Raw genomic sequence first — 25513 nt, 5'->3', positions numbered from 1 at the left:
CCGGATTGAGATTTCAGGTCGAACCCACCAATCATCATCGGGCTCGGGCGGAGGCGTGAGCCGCGAGATCAAGGCGCGTCACCAGGATGTGGAAAAGTTTTGAGACTTTCCTGTTTAGCCGTCGCATATTGCCGGAAATGACAATCTATAGATTACGCCTCCTATGACGGGCGACAAACGCTTCTTCCTCGATGTCAGGCAGTCGGCGACCGGTGTTTCCTGGGAACACCGGTTGAGCGAGCGGCAGGACATGACTGCGCTCGCCATAGCGCAGGGCCACGGCGTGCCCGACATTGTGGCGCGCGTGCTCGCCGGGCGGGGCGTCACCGCGGACCAGGCCGAGCGCTTCCTCGATCCGACGATCCGCAATCTGTTGCCGGATCCGGCTTCGCTGACCGACATGGGCAAGGCTGCGACCCGCATCGCCGAAGCGGTCATGGCCAAGGAGAAGGTGGCAATCTTCGGCGACTACGATGTCGACGGCGCCGCCTCTTCGGCGTTGCTCAAGCGCTTCCTGACGCATTTCTCGGTGCCTTCGGAGATCTACATTCCCGACCGCATCTTCGAGGGCTACGGCCCCAATCCGGAGGCTATGCGCGAACTGGTCTCGCGCGGCGCGACGCTGATCGTCACCGTCGATTGCGGCACCAACAGCGCTGTCTCCATCGATGCCGCCAAGGCCGCAGGCGCCGATGTGGTGGTGCTCGACCACCATCAGGTCGGCGGCCCGCTGCCGGAGGCGACCGCGGTCGTCAATCCCAATCGCGAGGACGACCTTTCCGGGCAAGGCCATCTGTGCGCCGCCGGTGTCGTCTTCCTCACTCTGGTGCAGACGGCGAGGGTCCTGCGCAGCCGATTGCCCGACGCAGCGCCACCGGACCTGTTGTCGTTGCTCGACTTGGCGGCGCTGGCCACGGTTTGCGATGTGGTGCCGCTCATCGGCGTGAACCGCGCTTTCGTCGTCAAGGGACTACAGATGGCGCGGCAGCAGAAGAATGAGGGGCTCGCCGCACTGGCGCGGGTGTCCCGCATCGGTGAGCCGATAAGCACCTTTCATCTCGCCTATCTGATTGGGCCGCGCATCAATGCCGGCGGCCGCATCGGCGATGCAGCACTTGGCAGCCGGCTGCTCGCCACCGACGATCCGGTTGAGGCCAGGACCATTGCCGAGACACTCGACCGGCTCAACCAGGAACGCCAGCAGATGGAGCTGGAGATGCTGGCAGCGGCGCGCGCCGAGGCTGACGCCGAACTTGCCGGCGGCAACGGGCCGGCCATCATCGTCACCGCCAGCACCAATTGGCATCCCGGCATTGTCGGCTTGATCGCCTCGCGGCTGAAGGACCATGCGCGGCGGCCGGCCTTCGCCATCGCCTTCAACGCCAATGGCATCGGCACCGGATCCGGCCGTTCGGTGTCGGGCTTCGATCTCGGACGGCTGGTGCGCGCAGCCGCCGATGCCGGGCTGATCGTCAAGGGCGGCGGCCACGGCATGGCCGCCGGCATCACGGTGGAACGCGCCAAGCTCGGCGAACTCCGTGCTTTCTTCGAGGAGCGCGCGGCGGCCGAAGTGTTCCGGCTGCAGGACGAAGAAAGTCTGGCCGTCGACGGCGCGCTCGCCGCCGAGGGCGCGACGATTGCTTTGCTCGATGCACTGGAAAAGGCCGGGCCTTTCGGCGCCGGCCATGTCGCGCCGGTGTTCGCGCTGCCGCGCCATCGGCTGGCCGACGCGCGGGCCGTCGGCACCAACCACATCCGGGCCGATCTGCAGTCGGAAAGCGGCGGCCGCATCCAGGGCATCGCCTTTCGATCCGTCGATACCGCGCTGGGCGAATTCCTGTTCAAGAACAGGGGCAACACGATCCATGTAGCCGGCTCGCTGTCGGGGAATTATTGGAACGGCAACCGCACGGTGCAGTTCCGCATCACCGATGCAGCCAAAGCCTGACATTGCCGAATTGGTTTAAGCGAGAACCGTCTGCAGCCGCTTCAACTCGCTGATCTGCGCCATCGTCGCCTGGTAACCGACGCTGATCGCCTCATCCGCGCGGTGGAATTCGGTCAAGCCGATATGGCTGAGTTTCGGTTGCAGCGACATGTCGGGCGGATCGCCCGCCAGCCTTGCGCGTGAAATCCGGTCCTGGATGATGTTGAAAGCTTCGACCATGACGCCGGTGATGCCGAGACGGCTCTGGTGCGGCTGGTGGTCGGGGCTGGCCTGGCCTGGCCGGGGCGCGTCCTTCTCGATGAGCAGTTCGCCGGCGCTGTGCTTGATGACGGCGGCGCGGCCGAACAGATCGTAGTGAAGGTTGACCGCGACGACCAGCGGCTGCTCGTAGGCGCGGCAGACCGAAACCGGAACCGGGTTGACCAGCGCGCCGTCGACCAGAATGCGGCCGTTGCAATTCACCGGTTCGAACACGCCGGGCAGCGCATAGGAAGCCCGCATCGCGGTGATCAGCGAACCGCTGGACAGCCAGATCTCATGGCCGGTGCGAATTTCGGCGCCAACGGCGACGAAGGGTTTCGTCAGATCCTCGAAGCGGATGCCTGCCATGTGCTCGCGCAGCCTGACGTCCAGTTTCATGCCGCCGAACAGGCCGCTGCCGCGCAGATTGAGATCGAGCAGGCCGAAGATGCGCCGCTTGGTCAGGCTGCGGGCGAACTCCTCGAGTTCGTCCAGCTTGCCGGCGAGATAGCAGCCGCCAACCAGCGCGCCGATCGAGGTGCCGGCGATCATTGAGACTTCGATGCCGGCTTCGTCGAGCGCGCGCAGCACGCCAATGTGCGCCCAGCCGCGTGCGCAGCCGCCGCCCAGCGCGAGCGAAATGCCTGTCTTGCCCGCGGGTTGCGGGTCAGGCACCCCGCCGGACGATGAGGGGCCATTGGCCTCCCGCACGTCCGGTCTGCTACGCAATGACGCCCACTCGAGCATCATGATCTCCCTTGTCCCGCGTCCGTTCTACAGGAAGGACGTTTGAGAATAGTGAATATGAGTGGTTTGCGACTGTTGAATGGTTCACGCGGGCTTCCGATAGGTTTTTTCCGCATCGAACAGCGGCGTGCTGCCATCGTCGGCAAGCGTTGCCTTGCCGCCGATTAGCCCCACCGTCCGATAAAAACATGAACGCCGGCCGGTGTGACAAGTTGCGTCGTGGCCCAACACTTTGACGCGCAACCATATGGCGTCCTGGTCACAATCCGTGAGCATCTCGACGACGGTCTGAAAATTGCCTGATGTTTCGCCCTTCTTCCACAGCGTGCTGCGCGAGCGCGACCAGTAGTGCGCGATGCCGGTTTCGAGCGTCAGCGCCAGCGCCTCGGCATTCATATGCGCGACCATCAGCAGCATACCGTCAGCGGCGTCGGTGACGACGACGGTGACCAGCCCGGCAGCATCGAAGCGCGGGGAAAACACCGCGCCTTCTTCGAGCGCCTTCTTGTCTGATGGAGCCTTGGGAAATGTTAGTGCCGACATCGCCGGTCCTTGATCTAGCGATGCCGGCGAGAGGCTTACGCCCCGAGGCCGCGCACCATGGTGACGAAACGGACCTGTTCCTCGGGCGTGTCCTTGAACACGCCGGTGAAGGTCGAGGTCAGCGTGGTGGAGCCCTGCTTGCGGATGCCGCGCATGGCCATGCACATATGCTCGGCCTCGATCATGACGGCGACACCGCGCGGATTGAGCACGTCCTGGATGACGCCGGCGATCTGTGCGGTCATGGCCTCCTGAGTCTGCAGGCGATGGGCGAAGATATCGACCACACGGGCGATCTTGGACAGGCCGACGACCTTGCCATCCGGGAGGTAGCCGACATGCGCCTTGCCGATGATCGGCACCATGTGGTGCTCGCAATGCGAGTGGAACTGGATGTCCCTGACGATGACGAGATCGTCATAGCCGGCGACTTCCTCGAAAGTGCGGCCGAGCTCTTCGGCCGGGCACATGTCATAGCCGTTGAACATTTCGAGAAAGGCCTTGGTGACGCGCTTGGGCGTGTCGATCAGGCCCTCGCGGTCCGGATTGTCGCCGGTCCAGCGCAACAGCGTGCGCACGGCGGCCTCGACCTCGGCTTCGCTCGGCCTGTCGGTGACCGGCTTGTCCAGATAGTCGGAAGGGGGCATTATTTTCTTGATGACGGCATCCATAAAGGCGTCTCCCGTAGTTCCTCTCTCAGGAGGAACGAGTTGAACGGACCACGACCTTTCGGGTGCTGAAAACTCGCCCGGTTTCCAGCCCGCAAGCGGCGTGAACGAAATGGGCAAGGACGATGGCTTTGCGTTGCCTTGTCGATACCCGACTGCCACCATTATATATGGTCGTACGCAGCGAATGAAAGACGGTACAACGGCAATCGCTGTTCGCTTGGCGGCGACGGATTGGAAAAATATGATTGACGACGTCTACAATGCGAAAATTCTGGGATTTGCCGGAAACATCGCCCGCGTCGGCCGGCTCGATCATCCGGATGCGACGGCCAAGGCCCATTCCAAATTGTGCGGCTCGACGGTGACCATCGACCTCAAGATGGACAATGGCGTCGTCACCGATTTCGCGCATGACGTGAAGGCCTGCGCGCTCGGCCAGGCCTCGTCCTCGATCATGGCTCAACATGTCATCGGCGCCAGCGCCGACGAATTGCGGGCGGTGCGCGACACCATGCTGAAGATGCTCAAGGAAAACGGCGCGCCGCCGCAAGGCCGCTTTGCCGATCTGAGATATCTGGAGCCGGTGCGCGACTACAAGGCGCGCCATGCCTCGACCATGCTGACCTTCGATGCGGTCGTCGATGCCATCGGTCAAATCGAGAAGAAACGCGCAGAAGAAGCAGCGTGACATAGCGCGGGCTTCGCGCAGGACATGACGGAGGAAGTGTTTGCATTGGTTGATGGTGGCTTCGGGCCTTGTGGTTTCGCTGGTCACGAGTGGCTATGCTGCCGGCGCAGAAAACGCCTCGCAGCAGAAGGCTGCCGCCTACCTCGCTGACAAGCTGGCTGGCTGCTGGATTATCCCCGTCGGCGACGAACTTGTGGCCACACGCGTCAAAATCAGCTTTAACCGGGATGGTTCGCTGGCGGCGCCGCCGAAGGTACTCAATCTTGCAACAGAACCACAGGGCAAGAAGTTCGATGACAGCGCAGTTCGGGCGATTACCCGTTGTGCGCCCTTCATTGGCCTTGCGATTTATGCCGATAGCTACCAGGCTTGGCGCGAGACGACGGTCAATTTCGACGGCCGAGTGATGTCATCCGGCGCGCAGCAGAAATAGAACCGAGGGCTTAAGAAGCACGACGGCTTAGGTCTGCTGTTCCTGCGCCCGTCTGCTTTCGGCAAATTCGCTTCTCACCCAGTCGGCAAAGGCCTTAGCCGGCTCCGGCAGGTCCTTCAAACTCCTGGCCACCAGCCAGTAGGCGCCGGATGCGACGTCGATGTCGAACGGCTTGATCAGCGCGCCGGACGCAATCTCCTCGCCGATCTGCAAGAGGTCGCCCAGCGCCACGCCGTGGCCGAGCAGGGCGGCCTGCTTCGACAGCGACACATCCGCCAGCATAGGGCCGCGCGCCGGAATGGCGTCGGCGGCGACGCCAGCCGCTTCGAACCAGCGCGCCCAGCCCTGACGATTTTCCTCGTGCAACAGCGTGTAGCGGGCAAGGTCGAGCGGCTTTTCGAGGGCAGGGCCCGATCCCAGCAAGGCCGGCGACAGGACCGGTGAATCGACGGTCGAGGCTAGCCATTCGGCCTCGCTGCGCGGCCATGAGGTGGCGCGCGCGCTGAAGCGCAAGGCGAGTTCGGGCTGATCGCTGCGGAACTCGATCGGCCTTGGGTCAACTTCGAGGGAAACGTCGATATCGGGCCGCAACTGGCTGAAGCGGTTGAGCCGCGGCAACAGCCATACCGAGGCCAGCGACGGCTCGACACTGACGCGGACCACCGACTGCGCCGGAACAGCCACCAGGTCCGAAAGCAGCCTGTCGATGTCATCGAAACTCCTGACCAGCTGATCGAGCAGGCGCTGGCCGGCCTCGGTCAACTCGACGCGGCGGTGATGACGGTGGAACAAGGGCTGGTGCAGGAACTGCTCGAGTTCGCGGATCTGCCGACTGATGGCGGCCTGCGAGACGAACAGCTCCTCGGCGGCCCGGCTAAAGCTCAATTGCCGGCCGGCTGCCTCGAAACTTCGCAACGCCGTCAGGGGCAACCGTCCGCGCTTCATTTCGCATAACCCGAAGTTATCCGAACCGGAAATTATACTCGTTTGAAGGCGAAGGCCAGCGGGCGTCTAATCCGCTCTTAGAGGAGACACGGACATGATCCAGTTTCTGGAAATCTTTGGCGATGTGATGCGGATCGCGACGTTTCAATGGCGTGGCGACAGGCAGCATCATGTGCAGCGCACCGAGCAAAGGCCGGCCACCCGCTGGGCGGCTCCAGCGGAGCGGCATCCCTTTCGCCGCTCGCGACCCTGAAGCCGACAAAGAGGCGAGTGAGTGAAGAGGATTGCGTTTGCCGGCCGAAGCTCACATCTATCGGTTTGGAAACGCAAGCTGACCCGGAAGCCGGTTTCGGGTCGCGTTCGGAAAGAGACTGCGGTGGGCGACCAGCATCGGCATGTGCATGCCGCCGGACGGACCCGGCGCGGGCGCAACTGGCCCGGTCCCTGGCGCAAAACACCCGGCCGCATTTTCGGCACGTCGCTGGTGCGCCTCTATCAACTGACGCTGTCCGGATTTGTCGGCAATTCCTGCCGGCATCTGCCGACCTGTTCCGAATACGCGCATGAGGCGATCGCCCGCCATGGTCTGTGGGCCGGCGGCTTCATGGGGCTGTTCCGCGTGCTGCGCTGCGGCCCTTTCGGTTCGCATGGCATCGATCGCGTGCCGGAGGTACTCGATCAGCGCTATGTCTGGTTCATGCCATGGCGTTATTGGCAGATCGGCAGGAAGCGCGGCGAGGCCTGACGGCGGGCGCGCTGGTCCCTGATCCAGATCGCCAGCGCGGCATTTCTTTACAATCCGGTAAGGTTAACAACGGGCTGCACAAAGACTGCGCATTTGAGTCAAAATCGAGCCAAGACACTTCGCTAAGCGCCTCCTGTTCATTCCCAGGAGAGCCCACATGCGTCGGATCGAAACCCATCCCTTCATCATTGCCGCGGTCCTCTTCCTGCTGGCCTGGTTTCTGGGATTTCCGATGCGGGCGCAATCGGCGCCGCTTGGCGATGTCGCCTGCACGCTTATCCAGGACGCGGCGAGCGGCGAGACGCTCTATCAAAGCGGCGTCTGCGACCAACGCGTCAGCCCGGCGTCTACCTTCAAGGTGCCGCTGGCGCTGATCGGCTACGACAGCGGTATCCTGAGCGATGCGCATACGCCGACCTGGGACTACAAGCCTGAATTCAGGGCCGTGAGCCGCGACCACAAAGCCGTCGACCCGACTATCTGGGAGCGCGACTCGATCGTATGGTATTCGCGCGAGATCGTGCGCCGGCTCGGCGCAAAAAGCTTTGCCGGCTACGTCTCGAAATTCGGCTACGGCAACATGGATGTCTCGGGCGATGCCGACAAGGACAACGGGCTCACGCAATCCTGGATAAATTCCTCGCTTGAGATATCGCCGGTCGAACAGACAGCCTTCCTGCGCCAGCTGCTCGCCGGCAAGATGCCGGTTTCTGCCAAGGCGCATGAGATGACCCGAGCCATCCTGCCGACTTTCCAGGCCGGCGGCTGGACGGTGCGGGGCAAGACCGGCAGCACCAGGCTGGGAAACAGCAAGGACAAGCGCGCGCTGGGCTGGTTCGTCGGCTGGGCCGAAAAGGGCGGCCGCCGGATCGTCTTCGCCCGGCTGGTCGTCGACACCAAGCCGATCGACATGCCGAAAGGCCCGGCGACACGCGCGGCGTTACTGAGGGAGTTGCCGCAACTGGTGAAGTGAACTTGCTTTAGCTTCAAGTGCTCCGGCGGGCACGAAGGATGTGGCCGCCGGAATTCCTTGTATCCGCCTTTGGCGTCCTGGAGAAGCGGGCGGCGATGTCGCTGCTTTCCAGATCTTCGATCTCATCGAAGCCGAGCTCGCGCAGCGATTGCGCCAGTGCCGCGGGCACGAAGAAGCTGATCCAGGGCTCTCCGGCAGCGGCGACGCGCGCCGCATGGAAAGAGAGGGCAGCCTGTCCAGCCGCATCGCGGTTCTCGGCCGGCTCGCTGTAGTCGAAGACGACCTCCGAACCGGGCATGCCGGTAATCCAGGACAGGGTGCTGAAGATTGCGTCCTGGCTCAGATACGGAACGACACCCAGCCAGATGAAGAAACTGGGCTCGGTCTGCCGCAAACCGGCCGACGTCAGTTCATCCGCGGGGCGCTGGCGCTCGAAGTTGACCGGCACGAACATGGTGGCCCGGGGTTCGGCAAGACCAGCATCGGCGATGCATTTGCGTTTCCAGGCCTGTGTCGCCGGGTGATCGACTTCGAACACCGCGACATCAGGGTACGGATTGCGCAGCGAGAAAGTGTCGAGGCCGGCGCCGAGCACCACCACTTGCCGGACGCCCCGGCGCACCGCCGCAGCCAGCCAGTCCTCGGCGAGGCGGGCGCGCGCTGCCACGAACAGGCGCATGCGCCGGCTGCGCTCACCTTCCTGCTCGAGCTCCTGCACCGTCGGTGCGGCATCGCCCAGTATCGCACTCGCATATGGGTCGCGAAACAGCGCCGCCTGCTGCGAGAACTGGTGGAAGGCCCGCATGCGCGCGACGCCCAAGGCGGTTCGGCTGGGTTTTGCGTCTTCCATGCCGGGGATTCCAACCTCGTGTCGGGGAAATTCGCAAGCCTGTGCGACTGGCATGCGACATCTGTCGCGCCATTTCCTGACAGCTGCGCCAACGAGGGCTCTTTACCTGATGCCGCGTGGCCTCTAAAACCCGCCCGCTGCCGGATGCCTCCGGCTTCACACCACGACCACCCGCGCTCGTTTGCGGGACTGGATAGGAGATACAAATGCTGAATTCCGTTTCCCTGACATTTCCCGATGGCTCCGTCCGCGACTATGACGCGGCGATGACCGGTGCAGGCCTCGCCGAATCGATCTCGAGGTCGCTGGCCAAGAAAGCCGTCGCCTATGCGATCGACGGCACCGTTCGCGATCTTTCCGACCCACTTGGCAAGTCCGGCAAGGTCGAGATCATCACCCGCACCGATCCGCGCGCGCTGGAGCTCATCCGTCATGATGCAGCACACGTGCTGGCGGAGGCCGTGCAGGAACTGTGGCCGGGAACGCAAGTGACCATCGGGCCGGTGATCGAGAACGGATTCTATTACGACTTCGCCCGCAACGAGCCGTTCACGCCTGACGATTTCCCGGTGATCGAAAAGAAGATGCGCGAGATCATTGCGCGTAACAAGCCGTTCACCAAGGAAGTCTGGTCGCGCGACAAGGCGAAAAAGGTCTTTGCCGAGAAGGGCGAGCGCTACAAGCTCGAGCTGATCGACGCCATTCCCGAAGACCAGGATCTCAAGATCTATTCCCAGGGTGACTGGTTCGACCTCTGCCGCGGCCCACACATGGCCTCCACCGGGCAGATCGGCAACGCCTTCAAGCTGATGAAGGTGGCCGGCGCCTATTGGCGTGGCGATTCGAACAACCCCATGCTGACCCGCATCTACGGCACGGCCTGGGCCGAGCAAGCTGAACTCGATGCCTACCAGACGATGCTGGAAGAGGCAGAGAAGCGCGACCACCGCAAACTCGGCCGCGAGATGGACCTGTTCCATTTCCAGGAAGAGGGGCCGGGCGTCGTCTTCTGGCACGCCAAGGGCTGGAAGATGTTCCAGAATCTGGTCAACTACATGCGCCGCCGCCTCGACGAGCAAGGCTACCAGGAGGTCAACGCACCGCAGGTTCTCGACAAGAGCCTGTGGGAGACGTCGGGCCACTGGGGCTGGTATCGCGATGCCATGTTCAAGGTGACGGTGGCCGGCGACGACACCGACGACGACCGCGTGTTCGCGCTGAAGCCGATGAATTGTCCGGGCCACGTGCAGATATTCAAGCATGGGTTGAAATCCTATCGCGATCTGCCCGTAAAGCTTGCGGAATTCGGCAATGTGCATCGCTACGAACCGTCCGGCGCCTTGCACGGGCTGATGCGCGTGCGCGGCTTCACGCAGGACGATGCGCATATCTTCTGCACCGAGGAGCAACTGGCCGCGGAATGCCTGCGCATCAACGATCTGATCCTGTCGACCTACGCCGATTTCGGCTTCGACGATGTCAGCGTGAAGCTGTCGACGCGGCCGGATAAGCGCGTCGGCACCGACGAGGCCTGGGATCATGCCGAGGCGATCATGGGCAACGTGCTGGATACGATCAGGACGCGATCGGGAAACCGCATCAAGACCTCGATCAATCCGGGCGAGGGCGCTTTCTACGGGCCGAAATTCGAATATGTGCTGAAGGACGCCATCGGCCGCGAATGGCAGTGCGGCACCACGCAGGTCGACTTCAATCTGCCGGAACGCTTTGGCGCCTTCTACATCGGTTCGGATTCGGAAAAGAAGCAGCCGGTGATGGTGCATCGCGCCATCTGCGGTTCGATGGAACGCTTTCTCGGCATCCTGATCGAGCATTATTCCGGCCATTTCCCGCTGTGGTTCGCGCCGCTGCAGGTGGTTGTGGCGACGATCACCTCGGATGCTGACGACTATGCGCGAAAGGTTGTCGCACAGTTGAAGGCGGCAGGACTTTTGGCCGAACCGGATCTGCGCAACGAGAAGATCAACTACAAGGTGCGTGAGCATTCGCTGGCCAAGGTTCCTGTGATCCTCGTCTGCGGCAAGCGCGAGGCGGAGGAGGAGACGGTCAACATCCGCCGGCTTGGCTCGCGCGATCAGGAATCGCTCAAGCTGGCCGACGCGCTGAAGCTGCTTTCCGACGAGGCTGTTTCGCCCGACCGAAGGCGCAACGCGGCCTGAGCAATCAATATTTCGGAGAAATGGCGGTGGAGCGATCCACCGCCATTTTCACATGCCTGTCACGCCAACCTTGTAACGAGCCCCCATGCTCAAGCTGAAGATACGGGAAAGACCGTTTCCCGAACTCTCCTACGCCAATGCGAGCCAGCCGGCGCTGACGCGCTGGTTCATCCATTCCATTGAAGGTCTGTCGGGGCGCGACCGGTATGCCGCGCTCTATGATTTCTGGCGCCGCCAGGTGGCGCCGACCGGCGAGCGGGTGTTCAGCCGCATGCTGCAGCTGATCGACGTCAAGGTGCGCAGCACCGATCAGTGGCCGCCGGCGGGGCTGCCCGACACGCCGCTGGTGATCGTCGCCAACCACCCGTTCGGCATTGGCGACGGCATTGCCGTGCTGTCGCTCGTCGAGCAGCTCGGGCGTCCGTTCCGCGTCATGATCCACAAGGATCTGCTGAAGATCCGCGAGATGGAACCGTACTCGCTGCCGATCGACTTTTCCGAGACCAAGGACGCGGTGAAGAACAACATGGCGGTGCGCCACGAGGCAGTGCGGCTGTTGAAAGAGGGCGTCACCATCGTCGTATTTCCGGCCGGCGGCGTCGCCACCGCGCCGAAAGGCTTTGGCCGGGCGCGCGACCTGCCGTGGAAGATGTTTCCGGCGCGCCTCGTGCAGGACGCCAAGGCGTCGGTGGTGCCGATGCATTTTTCAGGTCAGAACGGCCGGCTGTTCCATCTGGTCAGCGGTCCGATGAACATGGCCGAGCGCGAAGGAAGGCTGGCGAAATTCGTCGGCAAGGCGTCGCTGACGTTGCGCCTTTCAATGCTCATCCGCGAATTTGCGCGGCTGTCCGGCAAGGCGATCGACGTGCGCGTCGGCGATGTGCTGAGCTGGGATGAGTTGGAGCCATTGCGCGACCGCAAGACGCTGCTCGACCGTCTTCATCGCGGTGTCTTCGACCTAGCGCCCGACGCGCCGCGCGGCCGGGTCCACTTCCTGAAGCGCCGCCTGTGCAAGGCCGCCTGACGTAGCCCTGAACTACCACTTCAACTGAGCAGCCAAACCGATGCCAATGGGCGCGCCGGTCAGTCGGCGCCTTCCTCCGGATCGATCGCAGAGGCATCAGTGGCCAGCACCTCGATCTCCTGGTTCTGCCCAGCGACCACGGTGAAATCCTTCTGGTAGATGCGGTCGCGGTTCTTGGCGATGATGGTGTATTGGCCTTCGGCCAGCACCATCGAGGCGAAGGCGCCGACGGCCTCCTTGATCGGATCGCCGGATTCGTTGAGCAGCGACCAGGATGTATCGGCGATAGCCTCGCCGCCGGTCTCGCGCACCAGCTTCATGGTCTCCTCCGCCGCGCGATGCTCGACGGTGGCTTCGGTCAGCTTGCCGGCTTCGACACGGATGTCGGAGCGAATGACGGCATTGACCGCGCCATAGGTGGAGACGACATGATAAACGCCGGCGTTGAGCCGCACGACGCTGTTGGGCTCCACATCGGGAATGATCAAAGCGCGGTCGCCATTGGCCTCGGCGGTGCCCTCGTAAATGGAGAAGCGCAGTTTTTTCGGCGGAATACGCACGCCGCCCGACAGCACCGCGTCGAGCTTGAGGCCGCCGGCATCGAGCACCAGGCTTTCGCGCCTGGCGTCCTTGCCGACGGTGATGCGCTTGGTGGCGCCGGCGCGTCCGTATGAGGCGTGGACCAGATAGCTGCCGGGTTCGAGCTGGAACACGGCGCTGCCGCCATGCGCGGAAGCCACCATCGGCAGCTTGCCGTCGCCGGCGGCCTCGGGCTTGAAGACGCGCCAGACGATGCCGCGCGTGATGTCGGCGCCCTTGTCGGTCAACTGGGCCGACAGCGTTATGGCGCCGCCGCCACCTAGTGCCAGCGGCGTCTCGCCCTTGGGCGGTGCATAGCTCGAAATATCGGGGAGTTTCAGATTGCCGATGCCGTCGGCATTCTGCGCCATGGCCATCGAGGCCGGCGCAAACAGCGCTACGGCGAGCCAAATCAGGAAAAGGCGCGATGTCCCCTCAAACATGCCTTGCGTTGAAGCCCAAGGCGGTGGCAATTTCAAGGCTTAAGAGTCCGATCCGCCTTGGCAACGGCTCTTTCGTCCGGCGCGTCCGCGCGAATGCACGAGCCGCCCCACCCGCAATGGCGCGCTTCAGCTCAAAATCGAGTGCTTTAGGAGACCTGGCCCCATGGCGTCGCCGATCATCGACTTCCTGCTGACCCGAAACTCCGCACCGATTCCTGAATTGAAGGAACCGGCGCCCAGCGATGGCGATATCGCGACCATGATCGCGGCTGCAAGCCGTGTGCCCGATCACGGCCGACTGGAGCCGTGGCGCTTCATCCTCTATCGCGGCGAGGCGCGACTCGAGATCGGCAGGAAGCTGGCGGCGCTCGCCGAACAGCGCGAAGGGCCGCTGCCGGAAAACCGCCGCAACCAGGAGCTGGCGCGGTTTTCCCGCGCGCCGCTGGTGATCGGCGTGGTGTCGGTTCCGAAGGACAATCCAAAAATCCCGCAATGGGAAATGTTCCTGTCCGGCGGCATGGCGGCGATGAACCTGATGATCGCAGCCAATGCGCTGGGCTATGGCACCAACATGATCAGCAACTGGTATTCCGACGTGGCGGAGGGCCGGGCGCTGCTGGGACTGGCGCCACAGGAACGTGTTGTCGGGTTTATCCATATTGGCTCCTATCAGGGACCGGCGCCGGAACGGCCGCGGCCCGATCCGGCAAAGCTCTATGCCGATTATGCGGGGCCGTGGAACGACTGACACCCGAAAGCGATTCCCCTTTATTTAAACACCGGCTAAGACAGCGGCTTCGGCGATGCGTTGGGGTCGGCGCATCGACCATGGGGAATATTGGGGGTTGCCGGCGACATGAAGAAACGAGACTCGCTGGGAACCCGGCTGCGCTACGGGTTTGACAAGAGCATGGCCGCCGGCCCGATCGCGCTGATCGGCTGGCTCGCAGTTGCTTCGCTGCTGATCATCATTGCCGCCGCGGCTTTCCTTGCGGTGACCCGCATTGCGCCGGAGGGCGGCGAGCCGTTGAACTTCTTCGAAGCATTCTGGGAATCGCTGATGCGCACGCTCGATTCCGGCACGATGGGCGGCGACACCGGCTGGGCCTTTCGTCTCGTCATGCTCTTTGTCACGCTCGCCGGCATCTTCGTCGTGTCGGCCCTCATCGGCGTGCTCAGCGCCGGCGTCGACAGCAAGCTCGATGAATTGCGCAAGGGCCGTTCGCGGGTGCTGGAGAGCGACCACACCATCATCCTCAACTGGTCGCCGTCGATCTTCGACGTCATCTCCGAACTCGTCATTGCCAATGCCAGCCGCCGCCATCCGCGCATTGTCGTCATGGCCAATATGGACAAGGTGGTGATGGAGGACGAGATCGCCGCCAAAGTCGGCAGACTGGGCAATACACGCATCATCTGCCGCAGCGGCGACCCGACCGACCTCTACGATCTGGCCATCGTCAACCCGCAGACCTCGCGCTCGATCATCGTGCTGTCGCCGGACGGCGACGACCCGGATTCGCAGGTGATCAAGACGGTGCTGGCGCTGGCCAACGACCCGAACCGGCGCACGGCGCCCTATAACATCGCCGCCGAGATCCGCGACGGAAAGAACGCCGAGGTCGCCCGCGTCGTCGGCGGGGCCGAGGTACAGCTTGTCCTGGCCGACCAGCTGATCTCGCGCATCGTCGTGCATTCGAGCCGGCAGTCGGGTCTCAGCGGCGTCTATTCGGAGCTGCTCGATTTCGACGGCTGCGAAATCTACACGACCGAGCAGCCTGATCTCACCGGCAAGACCTTCGGCGAGGCAGTGATGGCGTATGAGCATTGCGCGCTGATCGGGCTCTGCGACCAGCAGGGGCGCGTCAATCTCAACCCGCCGTCGGAGCTGGTAATCGGCAAGGACATGCGCGCCATCATCATTGCCGAGGACGATGCCGCCATCAAGCTGGGAAGCGCCGGAGCCAAGATCGATGCCGCGGCGATTCTTCGCCATCAGCCCATCGAGGCGAAGCCGGAGCGCACGCTGATCCTTGGCTGGAACCGGCGCGGTCCGATCATAACCTATGAACTGTCGCGCTACGTCGCACCTGGGTCAATCCTGACCATCGCCGCCGATACGCCTGGCCTCGAGCAGGAAGTTGCCGGACTGCCGGTCGTCGGCGACAATCTGGCGGTTTCCTGCCGCATCACCGACACGTCGAGCAGAACAGCACTGGCAAGTCTGGACGTGCCTTCTTACGACCACGTGCTCGTCCTCGGCTACAGCGAGACCATGGCAGCGCAGCCCGCCGATACGCGCACGCTGGTGACGCTGCTGCATTTGCGCAAAATCGCAGACGATGCCGGCACGCATATCTCGATTGTCAGCGAAATGATCGACGTGCGCAACCGCGAGTTGGCGGCGGTGACCAAGGCCGATGACTTCGTCGTCAGCAACCGGCTGGTCAGCCTGATGCTGGCGCAGGCATCGGAGAACCAGCATCTCGCAGCGATCTTCGATGACCTGCTCGACGAGGAGGGCTCCGAAATCTACATGCGTCCGGTCGGCCACTATGTCGCCACCGATCAGCCGGTGACGTTCTGGACGATCGCGGAATCGGCGCGGCTGCGCGGCGAGATCGCCATCGGACATAGGCGCGTTCGCGCTGCGCAGAGTGATGAGCGGGCTCTGGGCGGCGTCACCGTCAACCCGTTGAAGTCGCAAGCGCTGGCCTACCTTCCTGAGGACCGGGTCATCGTGCTGGCGCGGGACTAAACCCGGACTGCCTTGGCGCGAGCCAGAAGCCGTTCGGCGAGCCTGAGATGCGGCCGGTCATACATCTTGCCGTCAATGCCGACCACGCCGGGATTTCCGGCCGCCTCGAAGGCCGCGACGATGGCCTGCGAGCGTTGCACTGCCTCCGCCGATGGCGTGAAGGCGGCGTTGATGACCGGCACTTGCGCCGGATGGATCGCCATCTTGCCGGTAAAGCCGTCACGCTCGGCCTCCGTGCATTCGGCTTCGAAGGCGGCCATGTCGCGAAAGGCGGGGAAAACCGTGTCGATCGCCGCGACTTCAGCTGCGCCGGCGGCAAGGATGGTCATGGTGCGGGCAAGGCGGAAGACATCGGTGTAGCGGCCGTTGTCGTCGCGCGCAGCCTGCGCGCCGATCGCCGCCGACAGATCTTCGGCACCCCAGGTGAGGCCGGCAAGCCTGGCGCTTGCCCCGGCATAGGTCGCGGCGGCCAGCAACCCAGCAGCGGTCTCGGTAATGATCGGCAGGATCTTGATCGCGCCATCCGGCAATCCGTTTTCGGCCTCATGTACGCGGAGCTTTACGGATAGCTGCTGGACATCCTGGCCGCTGTTCGACTTCGGCAGCATGATGCCGTCGGGTTTGACTGGAACCAGGGCGGCCAGATCATCGTCGGTCAACCCGGTCGATAGGTCGTTGACTCTGATATAGATGGCGGAGCTTGTCTGCTGCCTGTTGCCGGCAATAAAGCGTGCTGCGATGTCGCGTGCCGACGGCTTGTTTTGTGGCGCCACGGAATCCTCAAGGTCGACGATGACCACGTCGGCGCCGGCGCCAAAACCCTTCTCCAGTTTCTTTTTGGAATCCCCGGGCACAAACAGCAGCGAGCGCATCAGGCCGCCTTTTTCATCATCATCGCCTGGCGCGTGCATTTGGCAACGAGCACATCGTTCTGATTGTAGGCATGATGCTCGAACTCGACGATGCCGCGGTCCGGCTTCGATTTCGAGTCCCTGACTGAGAGCACCGTCGTTTCGACACGGATGGTGTCGCCGTGGAAGACCGGGTGCGGAAACACCGTCTCCTTCATGCCGAGATTGGCAATTGTGGTGCCGACGGTGATGTCATTGACGGAAATGCCGATCATCAGGCCGAGCGTGAACAGCGAATTGACCAGCGGTCTGCCCCATTCGCTCTTGGCGGCGAAGTCGAAGTCGATGTGCAGCGGCTGCGGGTTCAGCGTCATCACCGAGAACAGCATGTTATCGCTTTCGGTGACGGTCTTGCGCAGCGTGTGCCGAAAGACATGTCCGACGACGAACTCTTCGAGATAAAGCCCGGGCATCGTTTTTCTCCTCCGCTGCCTGACGGTTGATAGGCGCTGCCCATGCCACCCGCAAGCCAGTTAATAAACATGGTGAACCGTTCGTAAACCATTTCTGCCTAGGGTCATTCCTGGGGCCGGAAGCTTTCCGGCAAGGGGCGTAGCAGGCAGTATGGTTGTCTCGCATTTTCTCAAATGGATCTACACCGCGAGAGTTTCGGAGCGCGCCGCGGCGGCGAGCGCGCTGGCCCGCGCCTACGTCAATTCCGACCTGCCTTTCGAAGACCGTTGCGCGGCCGAAGCGGCGCTGACGCTGCTGCTCGACGACGCCTCGTCGAAGGTGCGGCTGGCTATGGCCGAAGCGCTGTCGATGAGCCATCACGCGCCGCTGCAGATCATCAGCGCGCTTGCCTCCGATCAGCCGGAAGTGGCAGCCCTGGTGCTGGCGCGCTCCCCGCTGCTGACGGACGCCGACCTGATCGACCGCGTCGCGGCCGGGCACAAGGCGACGCAAAAACTGATCGCCGACCGGCCGGTCGTTTCGATGGCGGTTGCCGCGGCGATCGCCGAGATCGGCGAACCGGAAGCGTGTGCGGCGCTGCTCGCCAATGACGGCGCCGATATCGCGTCGCTCAGCTTCCGCCGCATGGCCGAGCGGCATGGCCATATCGCTCATTTGCGCGAGGCAATGGTCAGGGATGTGCGGCTGCCGGCCGACTGCCGGCACATGCTGCTGGTCAAGCTCGGCGAAACGCTGAAGGCTTCGCCGCTGGTGATGGCGCTGATGGGGGCGGCCAGAGCCGAGCGCGTCACGCGCGATGCTTGCGTCAAGGCTTCGGTGCGGCTGGTCGAAGGCACGCGCGCGGAGGAACATGCGGCACTTATCGAACATCTGCGCCTGCGCGGCGACCTGACCGCAAGTTTCATCATCCGTGCCATTGCCCACGGCAAGGTCGACTTTTTCGGCTCGGCCCTGGTTGCGCTCAGCCAGCAGTCGGAGCAGCGGGTGCGGGCCTTGCTCGCCGGCGGCCAGGACGTTGCGTTGCAGGCGCTGTTCCGCAGCGCCGGCCTTGCCGCTTCCACCCATGGCATCATCCTGCGCGCGCTCAAGATCTGGCGCGAAGTCGCCAACGGCAAGCGCCTCGCCGGCGTGCAGGAAGTCAGCTGGCTGATGCTGAAGGAACTCGGAGGTCAATCCACTGAGGGCGATCTCGCCGGCCTGGTCAAGTCGATCCATCTCGACGCGCTGCGGGAAAACGCGCGCGGGCATGCGCTGGCGATAGCCGCGGCCTGACGCCCTAGCCACGGTCCCTGGTGAAGAAATCCGGGAAATCCTCGATCGCGGCGGCGATGATGCGCAGCGAGGCTGCGATCTGCAGCGTGTCGGCACTACCGCTGCGCTCTGAGAGGCCGGCTGCATATTGCCGGGCCACAGTGATGGTCGCCGTCTGGGGCTCGCCTGGTGCGCGAAAGAGCAGTTCACGCGCCAGGCCGCGCAGGAAATTGGCGATCGAGAGCGCGGTGTCGGAAGGAGTGGACGGGCTCTGCTGCGCGGCGCGCAGACGCAGGATTTCAAGGCCGACGGTAACGGCGGCGACCCCGCCGCCCAGAATCGCATCGCCTTTCCTGCCGGCATTTTGCAAGAGCGGCATCAGCTGGTTGATGCGGTCATAGGCCAGACTCTCGAAGGCCGAACGCCGCGGCACCCGCTCATGCAGGCACAGCCGCGCCAGATCCTCGCGCATGGCGCGCACGATGCGGTTGGCCGCGCGCCATGGATCCACCGGCAGCACCACGATGAAGACGCAGATAGCCAGCAGGATGCCGACCAGCACCGACGCCGAGCCGGCGAAGAACGGGCCTGGTGCATAGGCCATCGCCTGATGCGGGCTGAGGAAGGCGAGGAAATTGATTGCAAAGGCCGTCGCCACGCCGACGGTGCGCGGATTGGCCATGCCCAGCGCCGTCGGTACCAGGATCGGCACGACAAACAGCGTGAACCAGCCGAAGCCGGGCAAAGCAGGCAGCGCGACCTGGCCAACAAGGAAGGCAAAGGGCAAAGCCAGCAGCGTACCCTTGAAGAAGCCCCAGGACACCCGCACCGGGTCAGGCCGCGCGGCGAAAAGACTGGAGACGACCGCAACGAGGATAACGGTGCCGGCCGCGTCGGACCATTTCGTCGTCAGCCAGAAGGCGGCGACCGCCAGCGTGGCAAGGGCGGCGCGTATGGCATTGCGCGAAGCCCCGGGATAATCGCGATGCACCACCAGCGCAGGCAGCTGCCTGTTGCTCCGGCTCGGGCGCGTCACCGGTGCGCGCAGGGCGTCGAGGCCGCGCAGCACCTGCTTGAAGGCTTCGGCGAAATCGGCGGCGATGGTGAGGCGCGTGATGGTGCCGACCCTGTCGTCCTGATCGGTCGAGGCATCGGGCATTTGCCGGGCCTTGCCGGCAATCGCGTCGAGCCGCGTCACCCAGGGCGACGTGTCCTCCAGCGCCTCGGGCGTGGCTGCCAGTTCGCTGACCAGCGACTGCAGTTCCGAGCGCACCGGAATGAGCGCTGCGTTTTTCGGCGCGGCGTGAGAATGCAGCGCGCGTGCCGCCGACAGCGCCGACAGAAGCTGACCGATGGTGAGGCGGACCGGATGGGCGCGGGTGGCGAAGCTCGGGGCTTCGAGCCGGGCATAGGTGCGCATCTCGGCCAGCATCTGGGCGTCCGTGATCAGCTTGCCGTGCAGGCCGGCCAGTCTCGCCGGGTCGCCGCCGGAAAAAGCGCCGCCCGCATAGGTTGCAAGGTCGAGGATGCTGCGCTTCAGCCTGGAGATGATGGCGTCAGCGGCCAGCTTGGGCAGGATCAGCCGGCTGGTCAGGCCGGCGCAGACGATGCCGAGCACGATCTCGGCGCAGCGCGCGACAGCGAGATCGACGATCACATGCGGCTGGCCGAAAGCCGGCAGCCCAATGATCATCGCGGTATAGCCGGCAAGTGCGGCGCCATAGGCTTCCGGATTGCGCAGCAGCGACGAAACCAGCGTGCACAGCCCAATCCAGACGGACAGCGCCGTGACCAGCAGCCAGGGATTGGTGCCGAAAACCGAGGTGATGCCGATCGCCGCAAGTCCACCGGCCAGCGTGCCGAGCAGCCGGTAAAAACCTTTCGCCAGCACCATGCCGGCGACCGGCTGGGCGACGATGAAGACCGTCATCATCGCCCATTGCGGGTGGTCGAGTTTTAGCGCGTAAGCAGCGAGAAGCGCGATCAGACCGGCCGAAACCGTGCGCAGGGCGAAAATCCAATCCGAGCGCGTCGGCTGCGTCAGGCCCGCCAAACTGGTTTCGAAGTAGCTCTTCAGCCGCGCCCAGATCATAAGCTGGTCTCCGTATCGGAAGCGCAGGCTAGAGCAGTTCCAGGAAAAGTGTGAAACGGTTTTCCGCCCGGAACTGCGTCAAAACGAAGAGTTGGCCAGCGCTCAGATATCCAGCACTTCCGTCGCGGCGAATTCGGCGCGTTCCTGGATGAAGCGGAAGCGGGCTTCCGGCTTGGTGCCCATCAGCGCGTCGACAGCATCCTTGGTCGCGGCCACGGCGTCGATGACATCGACCCTGAGCAGCGTGCGCTTCCTCGGGTCCATGGTGGTTTCCTTGAGCTGCGCGGCCATCATCTCGCCCAGGCCCTTGAAGCGGCCGATCTCGACCTTGGCGCGGCCGGTGAATTCGGTGCGCAACAGCTCGTCCTTGTGCGCATCGTCCCTGGCATAGGCAACCTTGCCGCCTTGCCGGATCGAATAGAGCGGCGGCACCGCCAGATAGAGATGGCCGCCATTCACCAGATTCGGCATTTCCTGGTAGAAGAAGGTGATCAGCAGCGAGGCTATGTGAGCGCCGTCGACGTCGGCGTCGGTCATGATGATCACGCGGTCGTAGCGCAAATCCTCGTCGCGGTATTTCGAGCGCGTGCCGCAGCCGAGCGCCTGAATCAGGTCCGAAATCTGCTGGTTGGCGGCTAGCTTGTCGTTGCCGGCGCTGGCGACGTTGAGGATTTTTCCGCGCAGCGGCAGCACCGCCTGGCTGGCGCGGTCGCGCGCCTGCTTGGCCGAGCCGCCGGCCGAGTCGCCTTCGACGATGAACAGTTCGGCGCCCGCGGCGGCATTCTGCGTGCAGTCGGCGAGCTTGCCGGGAAGGCGCAGCTTGCGCACCGCGCTCTTGCGCGACACTTCCTTTTCCTGGCGCCGGCGCACCCGCTCGTCGGCGCGCGCAATCACCCATTCCAGCAGCTTGGAGGCTTCCTGCGGATTGTCGGCCAGCCAGTGGTCGAAGGGATCGCGGATGGCGGTCTCGACAATGCGAATGGCTTCGATCGTTGCCAGCCTGTCCTTGGTCTGGCCGACGAATTCCGGCTCGCGAATAAACACCGACAGCATGCCTGCCGCCGAGATCATCACGTCTTCGGAGGTGACGATCGAGGCGCGCTTGTTGCCGACCAGGTCGGCATAGGCCCGAAGCCCGCGCGTCAGCACATTGCGAAAGCCGGCCTCATGCGTGCCGCCTTCGCCGGTCGGGATGGTGTTGCAGTAGGAGTTGACGAAGCCGTCACCGCCGAACCAGGTCACCGCCCATTCCAGCGAACCGTGGCCGCCCTGCTTCTCGCTCTTGCCGGCGAAGATTTCGCGGGTCACCTGGAAATCATCGCCGAGCGATGCCTTGAGATAGTCCTTCAAGCCGCCGGGGAAATGGAACTCCGCCTTGGCCGGCGTCTGGTCCTTTTCCTTGATCAGCGATGGGTCGCAGCTCCAGCGGATCTCGACGCCGCCGAACAGATAGGCTTTCGAGCGGGTCATGCGATAGAGCCGCGCCGGCTCGAAGGCGGCGCCCTTGCCGAAAATCTGCTCGTCGGGATGGAAGCGGATTTTGGTGCCGCGCCGGTTGTGCACTTCGCCGAGCTGCTCCAGCCCGCTCACCGGAACGCCGCGCGAGAACCTTTGGCGGTAAAGCTGGCGACCGCGCGCGACCTCGACTTCGAGATGGTCCGACAGCGCATTGACGACCGAGACGCCGACACCGTGCAGACCGCCGGAGGTCTCATAGACCTTGCTATCGAACTTGCCGCCCGAATGCAGCGTCGTCATGATGACTTCGAGCGCCGGTTTCTTGAATTTCGGATGCGGATCGACCGGAATGCCGCGGCCATTGTCGGTGACGGTCAGAAACCCGTCGGCCGACAGCTCGACATCGATGAAGGTGGCATGGCCGGCGACCGCCTCGTCCATCGAATTATCGATGACCTCGGCAAACAGATGGTGCATCGCCTTGTCGTCGGTGCCGCCAATATACATGCCGGGACGGCGCCGCACCGGCTCCAGCCCCTCCAGCACCTCGATGTCGGCGGCACTATAGCCCTCGCTGCCGTCCTTGGTCGCAACGGAACGTTTCGTGGCCTGCAGCAGCGGGTCGGCCGGCCGCGCCGGTGTCCGAGCCGATTGGGGCTGCTTTTCCAGATTGCCGAAAAGATCGTTGTTGTCGTCCATGCCTGCCATAGAATCCGGTGCCGCGAATCACCCGTCGATACTGCCACGCTTTTCGGCGCCAAGCGACGGAAGTTCCTGTTACGTTCGGGGATTAAACCCTTCTTATCCTAAAACCTTTCGATAACCAAGCCGGCGGAAATAGGTCCAGCGAGAGCGGCCGCGATTCCTGAATCTTTAACAAAGCGGCCTAGCGTCGCCTCAACAAAACAAAAGACCACGAATGTCAGGGGTTGGTTGTGAGGGGCAAGGCCATAACGATGATTGGCATCGCTGCCGTCTTCGGCGCGATTTCAATCTTTGCCGCGGATTTCTGGGTGAAAAGCCAGGCCAAGGCCGATGCCGAAGAGAAAACGGCGTCGATCCCGGCGCCCGCCGTCCCCAAGGTCGTCTTCAAGACCATAGTGGTGGCCAACGCGCCGCTGCGTTACGGCATGGAGCTTGACCGGGCGCAGCTCAGCGAAATCCCATGGTCCGAGGATTCGGTGCCGCAGGGCGCGTTCACCACAGTCAATGCATTGCTCGCCGAAGGCAGCCGCGTGGTATTGTCGCCGATCGAGGTCAACGAGCCGGTGCTGATCAGCAAATTGTCGGGGCCGAACGGCCGCGCGACGCTATCAAACATGATGACGCCCGGCATGCGGGCGGTGACAATCCGCACCGACGAGATCGCCGGTGTCGGCGGCTTCGTCATGCCGGGCGACCGGGTCGACGTGGTGCTGACACGCGATGCGGGCGAAATCCAGGAAGTGGCCAAGAACGCACAGGGCGCTGCCGGATCGACCGTTACCTCCGAGATTGTCGTCTCCGACGCCAAGGTGCTGACCGTGGGGCAGGGCGCCGACGAGCGCCAGACCGCACCGCAGATCGCCAATTCCGTCACCATCGAGGTGACGACCGAAGGCGCGCAGAAAGTGGCGCTTGCCCGCACCGTCGGCACCTTGTCGCTGTCGCTCCGCTCGGCCGCAGACGGAGGGGCCGCCAAGGACGGCGTCACCACCATCTCGTCCTTCGGCGGATCGGTCGCCTCCGGCGTCCAGGCCGCTGCCGGCGCGCTGTTCACTGCCGCGACCAAGGAGCCTGAGAAGCCGAAATTCAAGACGATCATCGTGACGCGCGGCACGCAGGTCGAAGAATACCAGGTTCCTGCGCGGGACCAGCAATAACTGCCGGTGGGGACCGGGCGAGGGACGGGACAGATGTCGGGACTTCATGCATTTCGAACTACGAAAGGGCTGCGCCCAATGCGGGCGCTTGCGGTGGGGGCTTGCCTGGCCGCGGCCGCAATGCTCGGCCTCAGTGCGCCAGCCAAGGCCGACAACGATATCGTCCATGTCTCGTCCACAACGAATGCGTCGATCAAGGTAGCCAAGGGCAAGCCGAAGACGGTCATGACCAATGCCGCCTTCTACCAGATCGTCATCGGCGATCCGGAGATCGCCAACGTCAATCCGCTGACCGACAAATCCTTCTATGTGCTGGGCAACAATCTCGGCACCACCGGCATCGCGCTGTTCGACGAGAACAAGCAGTTGGTCGGCACCGTCGACATCGAGGTGACGCTGGACACCGACCAGCTGGCCAGCACCATTCGCGCCAGCGTGCCGGACGCCAAGATCAAGGTCGGCTCGGCCAATGGCCGCGTCGTGCTGTCGGGCGAGGCCGATGACGCGGTCGCCGCCGAGAAGGCAAGCAAGATCGCCAGCCGCTTCTCCGGCAATGAAGAAGTGATCAATTCGGTCAACATCTCGTCCTCGCAGCAGGTTCAGCTCAACGTCCGCTTCGTCGAGATCAATCGCCAGGCCGGACAGGATCTCGGCGCCAAATACAGCGCCAATTTCGCTTACGGCATTGGCGGGCGCGACGTCACCCTCGATCCTGGCACGGTGCCGGGAGCCGGCAATGGCGAGATCATCGGCCGGCTGCTGTCCAACGGCCTGTCGATCGACGTCGCCATCAAGGCGCTGGAGGAACGTGGTCTCGCCAGGCGGCTGGCCGAGCCGAACCTGATCGCCCGCTCGGGCCAGACGGCAAGCTTCCTCGCCGGCGGCGAGTTCCCGATCCCGGTCTCCGAGGACAATGGCAAGATTTCCGTCAGCTACAAGAAATACGGCGTCAGCCTCGACTTCACGCCGACGGTTCTCAAGGACGGGCTGGTGAGCCTCGACATCGCGCCGGAAGTGTCCTCGATCGACGCTTCGGCCTCCTACAATATCGGCAATATCTCGGTCCCGGGCTTTATCGTGCGCCGCGCCAAAACATCCGTCGACCTGAAGAATGGCCAGAGCTTCATGATCGCCGGCCTGCTGCAGTCACAGAACGACATTACCACATCGCGTCTACCCGGCCTCGGCAAGCTGCCGGTGCTCGGCTCGCTGTTCTCCTCCAAATCCTATCAGCGGCGCGAGACCGATCTGGTGATCATCGTCACCCCCTATCTGGTCAAGCCGGTCGATCCGTCGAAGAAGCTGCTCGAGCCGACCGACGGCACGCAGCCGGCCAGCAATGTCGACTATTTCCTCAACAACACCGAGGAAGTGAAATCGTCCGAAGCCAATCGTGCAGTGGCAATGGCCAGCGGCAGTACGCCACAGCCGGCCGCGGTCACCACCGTCGGGCATTTCCTCGACCTGCCGAAGGATTGAAGCCATGCGCGTGGAATCATGCATCGCCCTGCTGATCGCCGGCCTCGCCGGCGGCTGCACCAGCGACGACTATGTCCGCTCCGAGGGACCGACGATTGCCGCCGGCAACGCACAGGCCGCCAATACGGCCATGCAGATGGTCGATCCCTGGAAATACGGCGTCCAGAACACCAGGCTGCTGGTGCCGGCGCAGCGCAGTGAGGCGGCAGTCAACGCCGCCGACCAGGCTGCTGCTGCCAAGGCCGTGCAACCGACAGCGACAACCGATTGATTTGCCCC

24 protein-coding genes are annotated in these 25513 nt (G+C 63.6%); 14 read left to right on the top strand and 10 right to left on the bottom strand.

All coding sequences use genetic code 11. The annotated features are described in order from the left end of the window. Positions 1-163 precede the first annotated feature (163 nt). Positions 164-1948 (top strand): single-stranded-DNA-specific exonuclease RecJ, encoded by a 1785-nt coding sequence (gene recJ, locus NKI05_RS29245; RefSeq protein ID WP_023815392.1) that lies wholly within the window; start codon positions 164-166, stop codon positions 1946-1948. Between the two features lie 15 nt (positions 1949-1963). Here recJ and NKI05_RS29240 read toward each other — a convergent pair whose 3' ends face one another. From NKI05_RS29240 to folE, 3 genes are all read right to left on the bottom strand, one after another. After that, complete coding sequence (locus tag NKI05_RS29240; protein WP_023667624.1) at positions 1964-2935, bottom strand: patatin family protein; 972 nt, start codon at positions 2933-2935, stop codon at positions 1964-1966. 84 nt (positions 2936-3019) lie between these two features. Next, the gene (gene hisI, locus NKI05_RS29235) at positions 3020-3478 is read right to left on the bottom strand and encodes a phosphoribosyl-AMP cyclohydrolase (RefSeq protein WP_023695458.1); all 459 of its coding nucleotides are present in this window, start codon (positions 3476-3478) and stop codon (positions 3020-3022) included. A gap of 35 nt (positions 3479-3513) precedes the next feature. Continuing rightward, a complete protein-coding gene (folE, locus tag NKI05_RS29230; RefSeq protein WP_023667622.1) occupies positions 3514-4149 on the bottom strand; it encodes a GTP cyclohydrolase I FolE in 636 nt (211 codons plus the stop codon). Between the two features lie 241 nt (positions 4150-4390). On the opposite strand from folE, the gene NKI05_RS29225 reads away from it, so the two are divergent. Then, positions 4391-4837, top strand: coding sequence for an iron-sulfur cluster assembly scaffold protein (locus NKI05_RS29225; RefSeq protein WP_023691130.1), 447 nt, complete (start codon positions 4391-4393; stop codon positions 4835-4837). 40 nt (positions 4838-4877) lie between these two features. After that, a complete protein-coding gene (gene tolA, locus NKI05_RS29220; protein WP_155923149.1) occupies positions 4878-5270 on the top strand; it encodes a cell envelope integrity protein TolA in 393 nt (130 codons plus the stop codon). A 27-nt stretch (positions 5271-5297) separates the two neighbouring features. On the opposite strand, the gene NKI05_RS29215 is transcribed toward tolA, so the two are convergent. Next, positions 5298-6215, bottom strand: coding sequence for a LysR substrate-binding domain-containing protein (locus NKI05_RS29215; RefSeq protein WP_023667619.1), 918 nt, complete (start codon positions 6213-6215; stop codon positions 5298-5300). Positions 6216-6309: 94 nt separating this feature from the next. Here NKI05_RS29215 and NKI05_RS29210 point away from each other — a divergent pair, with 94 nt between their 5' ends. The 3 genes from NKI05_RS29210 to blaOXA all read left to right on the top strand — a co-directional run bounded on the left by NKI05_RS29210 (position 6310) and on the right by blaOXA (position 7933). After that, on the top strand, positions 6310-6468 hold the full coding sequence (locus NKI05_RS29210) for a hypothetical protein (protein WP_023667618.1): 159 nt from the start codon (positions 6310-6312) through the stop codon (positions 6466-6468). A gap of 123 nt (positions 6469-6591) precedes the next feature. After that, on the top strand, positions 6592-6960 hold the full coding sequence (gene yidD, locus NKI05_RS29205) for a membrane protein insertion efficiency factor YidD (RefSeq protein WP_023667617.1): 369 nt from the start codon (positions 6592-6594) through the stop codon (positions 6958-6960). Positions 6961-7117: 157 nt separating this feature from the next. Then, positions 7118-7933, top strand: a complete 816-nt coding sequence (blaOXA, locus tag NKI05_RS29200; protein ID WP_023667616.1) for a class D beta-lactamase — start codon at positions 7118-7120, stop codon at positions 7931-7933. A gap of 13 nt (positions 7934-7946) precedes the next feature. Here the strand turns inward: blaOXA and NKI05_RS29195 are convergent, their stop codons facing one another. After that, positions 7947-8783, bottom strand: a complete 837-nt coding sequence (locus NKI05_RS29195; RefSeq protein ID WP_023815391.1) for an SAM-dependent methyltransferase — start codon at positions 8781-8783, stop codon at positions 7947-7949. A 206-nt stretch (positions 8784-8989) separates the two neighbouring features. Here NKI05_RS29195 and thrS point away from each other — a divergent pair, with 206 nt between their 5' ends. Beyond that, a complete protein-coding gene (gene thrS, locus NKI05_RS29190; RefSeq protein WP_023815390.1) occupies positions 8990-10963 on the top strand; it encodes a threonine--tRNA ligase in 1974 nt (657 codons plus the stop codon). An 85-nt stretch (positions 10964-11048) separates the two neighbouring features. Beyond that, positions 11049-11987: a lysophospholipid acyltransferase family protein gene (locus NKI05_RS29185; RefSeq protein ID WP_023815389.1), complete on the top strand. Its 939-nt coding sequence runs from the start codon at positions 11049-11051 to the stop codon at positions 11985-11987. Positions 11988-12046: 59 nt separating this feature from the next. Here the strand turns inward: NKI05_RS29185 and NKI05_RS29180 are convergent, their stop codons facing one another. Beyond that, positions 12047-13009: an RgsD C-terminal domain-containing protein gene (locus tag NKI05_RS29180; protein ID WP_023815388.1), complete on the bottom strand. Its 963-nt coding sequence runs from the start codon at positions 13007-13009 to the stop codon at positions 12047-12049. Between the two features lie 163 nt (positions 13010-13172). Here NKI05_RS29180 and NKI05_RS29175 point away from each other — a divergent pair, with 163 nt between their 5' ends. Beyond that, positions 13173-13757 (top strand): nitroreductase family protein, encoded by a 585-nt coding sequence (locus NKI05_RS29175; protein WP_023695449.1) that lies wholly within the window; start codon positions 13173-13175, stop codon positions 13755-13757. 108 nt (positions 13758-13865) lie between these two features. After that, a complete protein-coding gene (locus NKI05_RS29170; protein ID WP_023695448.1) occupies positions 13866-15767 on the top strand; it encodes a CASTOR/POLLUX-related putative ion channel in 1902 nt (633 codons plus the stop codon). Here the strand turns inward: NKI05_RS29170 and NKI05_RS29165 are convergent. Both NKI05_RS29165 and NKI05_RS29160 read right to left on the bottom strand, forming a co-directional pair. Further along, positions 15764-16639 (bottom strand): HpcH/HpaI aldolase/citrate lyase family protein, encoded by an 876-nt coding sequence (locus tag NKI05_RS29165; protein WP_023815387.1) that lies wholly within the window; start codon positions 16637-16639, stop codon positions 15764-15766. The genes NKI05_RS29170 and NKI05_RS29165 overlap by 4 nt on opposite strands. Next, complete coding sequence (locus tag NKI05_RS29160) at positions 16639-17151, bottom strand: MaoC family dehydratase (protein WP_444848965.1); 513 nt, start codon at positions 17149-17151, stop codon at positions 16639-16641. The genes NKI05_RS29165 and NKI05_RS29160 overlap by 1 nt, the downstream gene beginning before the upstream one ends. A gap of 91 nt (positions 17152-17242) precedes the next feature. Here NKI05_RS29160 and NKI05_RS29155 point away from each other — a divergent pair, with 91 nt between their 5' ends. Next, on the top strand, positions 17243-18364 hold the full coding sequence (locus tag NKI05_RS29155) for a DUF2336 domain-containing protein (RefSeq protein ID WP_023815386.1): 1122 nt from the start codon (positions 17243-17245) through the stop codon (positions 18362-18364). A gap of 4 nt (positions 18365-18368) precedes the next feature. Here NKI05_RS29155 and NKI05_RS29150 read toward each other — a convergent pair whose 3' ends face one another. Beyond that, on the bottom strand, positions 18369-20435 hold the full coding sequence (locus tag NKI05_RS29150; protein WP_023815385.1) for an FUSC family protein: 2067 nt from the start codon (positions 20433-20435) through the stop codon (positions 18369-18371). Between the two features lie 102 nt (positions 20436-20537). Then, positions 20538-22592, bottom strand: coding sequence for a DNA topoisomerase IV subunit B (parE, locus tag NKI05_RS29145; RefSeq protein WP_023667605.1), 2055 nt, complete (start codon positions 22590-22592; stop codon positions 20538-20540). Positions 22593-22849: 257 nt separating this feature from the next. Here parE and cpaB point away from each other — a divergent pair, with 257 nt between their 5' ends. From cpaB to NKI05_RS29130, 3 genes are all read left to right on the top strand, one after another. After that, entirely contained in the window at positions 22850-23755 is a 906-nt protein-coding gene (cpaB, locus tag NKI05_RS29140) for a Flp pilus assembly protein CpaB (RefSeq protein WP_023701208.1), read from the top strand. 78 nt (positions 23756-23833) lie between these two features. After that, on the top strand, positions 23834-25234 hold the full coding sequence (locus tag NKI05_RS29135; protein WP_031262407.1) for a type II and III secretion system protein family protein: 1401 nt from the start codon (positions 23834-23836) through the stop codon (positions 25232-25234). A 4-nt stretch (positions 25235-25238) separates the two neighbouring features. Beyond that, positions 25239-25505, top strand: a complete 267-nt coding sequence (locus NKI05_RS29130) for a hypothetical protein (protein ID WP_023667602.1) — start codon at positions 25239-25241, stop codon at positions 25503-25505. Positions 25506-25513 lie beyond the last annotated feature (8 nt).

Source organism: Mesorhizobium sp. M0771 (assembly GCF_040320155.1).
Classification (GTDB): Bacteria; Pseudomonadota; Alphaproteobacteria; order Rhizobiales; family Rhizobiaceae; genus Mesorhizobium.
The sequence above is the reverse complement of the archived record's forward strand: the minus strand, read 5'-3'. Positions and strand labels throughout refer to the sequence as shown.

Bases quoted from the DNA above. Each gene is read 5' to 3' on its own strand.
- recJ (WP_023815392.1), top strand. From the start codon at position 164: ATGACGGGCGACAAACGCTTCTTCCTCGATGTCAGGCAGTCGGCGACC.
- NKI05_RS29240 (WP_023667624.1), bottom strand. From the start codon at position 2,935: ATGCTCGAGTGGGCGTCATTGCGTAGCAGACCGGACGTGCGGGAGGCC.
- hisI (WP_023695458.1), bottom strand. From the start codon at position 3,478: ATGTCGGCACTAACATTTCCCAAGGCTCCATCAGACAAGAAGGCGCTC.
- folE (WP_023667622.1), bottom strand. From the start codon at position 4,149: ATGGATGCCGTCATCAAGAAAATAATGCCCCCTTCCGACTATCTGGAC.
- NKI05_RS29225 (WP_023691130.1), top strand. From the start codon at position 4,391: ATGATTGACGACGTCTACAATGCGAAAATTCTGGGATTTGCCGGAAAC.
- NKI05_RS29215 (WP_023667619.1), bottom strand. From the start codon at position 6,215: ATGAAGCGCGGACGGTTGCCCCTGACGGCGTTGCGAAGTTTCGAGGCA.
- NKI05_RS29210 (WP_023667618.1), top strand. From the start codon at position 6,310: ATGATCCAGTTTCTGGAAATCTTTGGCGATGTGATGCGGATCGCGACG.
- blaOXA (WP_023667616.1), top strand. From the start codon at position 7,118: ATGCGTCGGATCGAAACCCATCCCTTCATCATTGCCGCGGTCCTCTTC.
- NKI05_RS29195 (WP_023815391.1), bottom strand. From the start codon at position 8,783: ATGGAAGACGCAAAACCCAGCCGAACCGCCTTGGGCGTCGCGCGCATG.
- thrS (WP_023815390.1), top strand. From the start codon at position 8,990: ATGCTGAATTCCGTTTCCCTGACATTTCCCGATGGCTCCGTCCGCGAC.
- NKI05_RS29185 (WP_023815389.1), top strand. From the start codon at position 11,049: ATGCTCAAGCTGAAGATACGGGAAAGACCGTTTCCCGAACTCTCCTAC.
- NKI05_RS29180 (WP_023815388.1), bottom strand. From the start codon at position 13,009: ATGTTTGAGGGGACATCGCGCCTTTTCCTGATTTGGCTCGCCGTAGCG.
- NKI05_RS29175 (WP_023695449.1), top strand. From the start codon at position 13,173: ATGGCGTCGCCGATCATCGACTTCCTGCTGACCCGAAACTCCGCACCG.
- NKI05_RS29170 (WP_023695448.1), top strand. From the start codon at position 13,866: ATGAAGAAACGAGACTCGCTGGGAACCCGGCTGCGCTACGGGTTTGAC.
- NKI05_RS29165 (WP_023815387.1), bottom strand. From the start codon at position 16,639: ATGCGCTCGCTGCTGTTTGTGCCCGGGGATTCCAAAAAGAAACTGGAG.
- NKI05_RS29155 (WP_023815386.1), top strand. From the start codon at position 17,243: ATGGTTGTCTCGCATTTTCTCAAATGGATCTACACCGCGAGAGTTTCG.
- NKI05_RS29150 (WP_023815385.1), bottom strand. From the start codon at position 20,435: ATGATCTGGGCGCGGCTGAAGAGCTACTTCGAAACCAGTTTGGCGGGC.
- parE (WP_023667605.1), bottom strand. From the start codon at position 22,592: ATGGACGACAACAACGATCTTTTCGGCAATCTGGAAAAGCAGCCCCAA.
- cpaB (WP_023701208.1), top strand. From the start codon at position 22,850: ATGATTGGCATCGCTGCCGTCTTCGGCGCGATTTCAATCTTTGCCGCG.
- NKI05_RS29135 (WP_031262407.1), top strand. From the start codon at position 23,834: ATGCGGGCGCTTGCGGTGGGGGCTTGCCTGGCCGCGGCCGCAATGCTC.
- NKI05_RS29130 (WP_023667602.1), top strand. From the start codon at position 25,239: ATGCGCGTGGAATCATGCATCGCCCTGCTGATCGCCGGCCTCGCCGGC.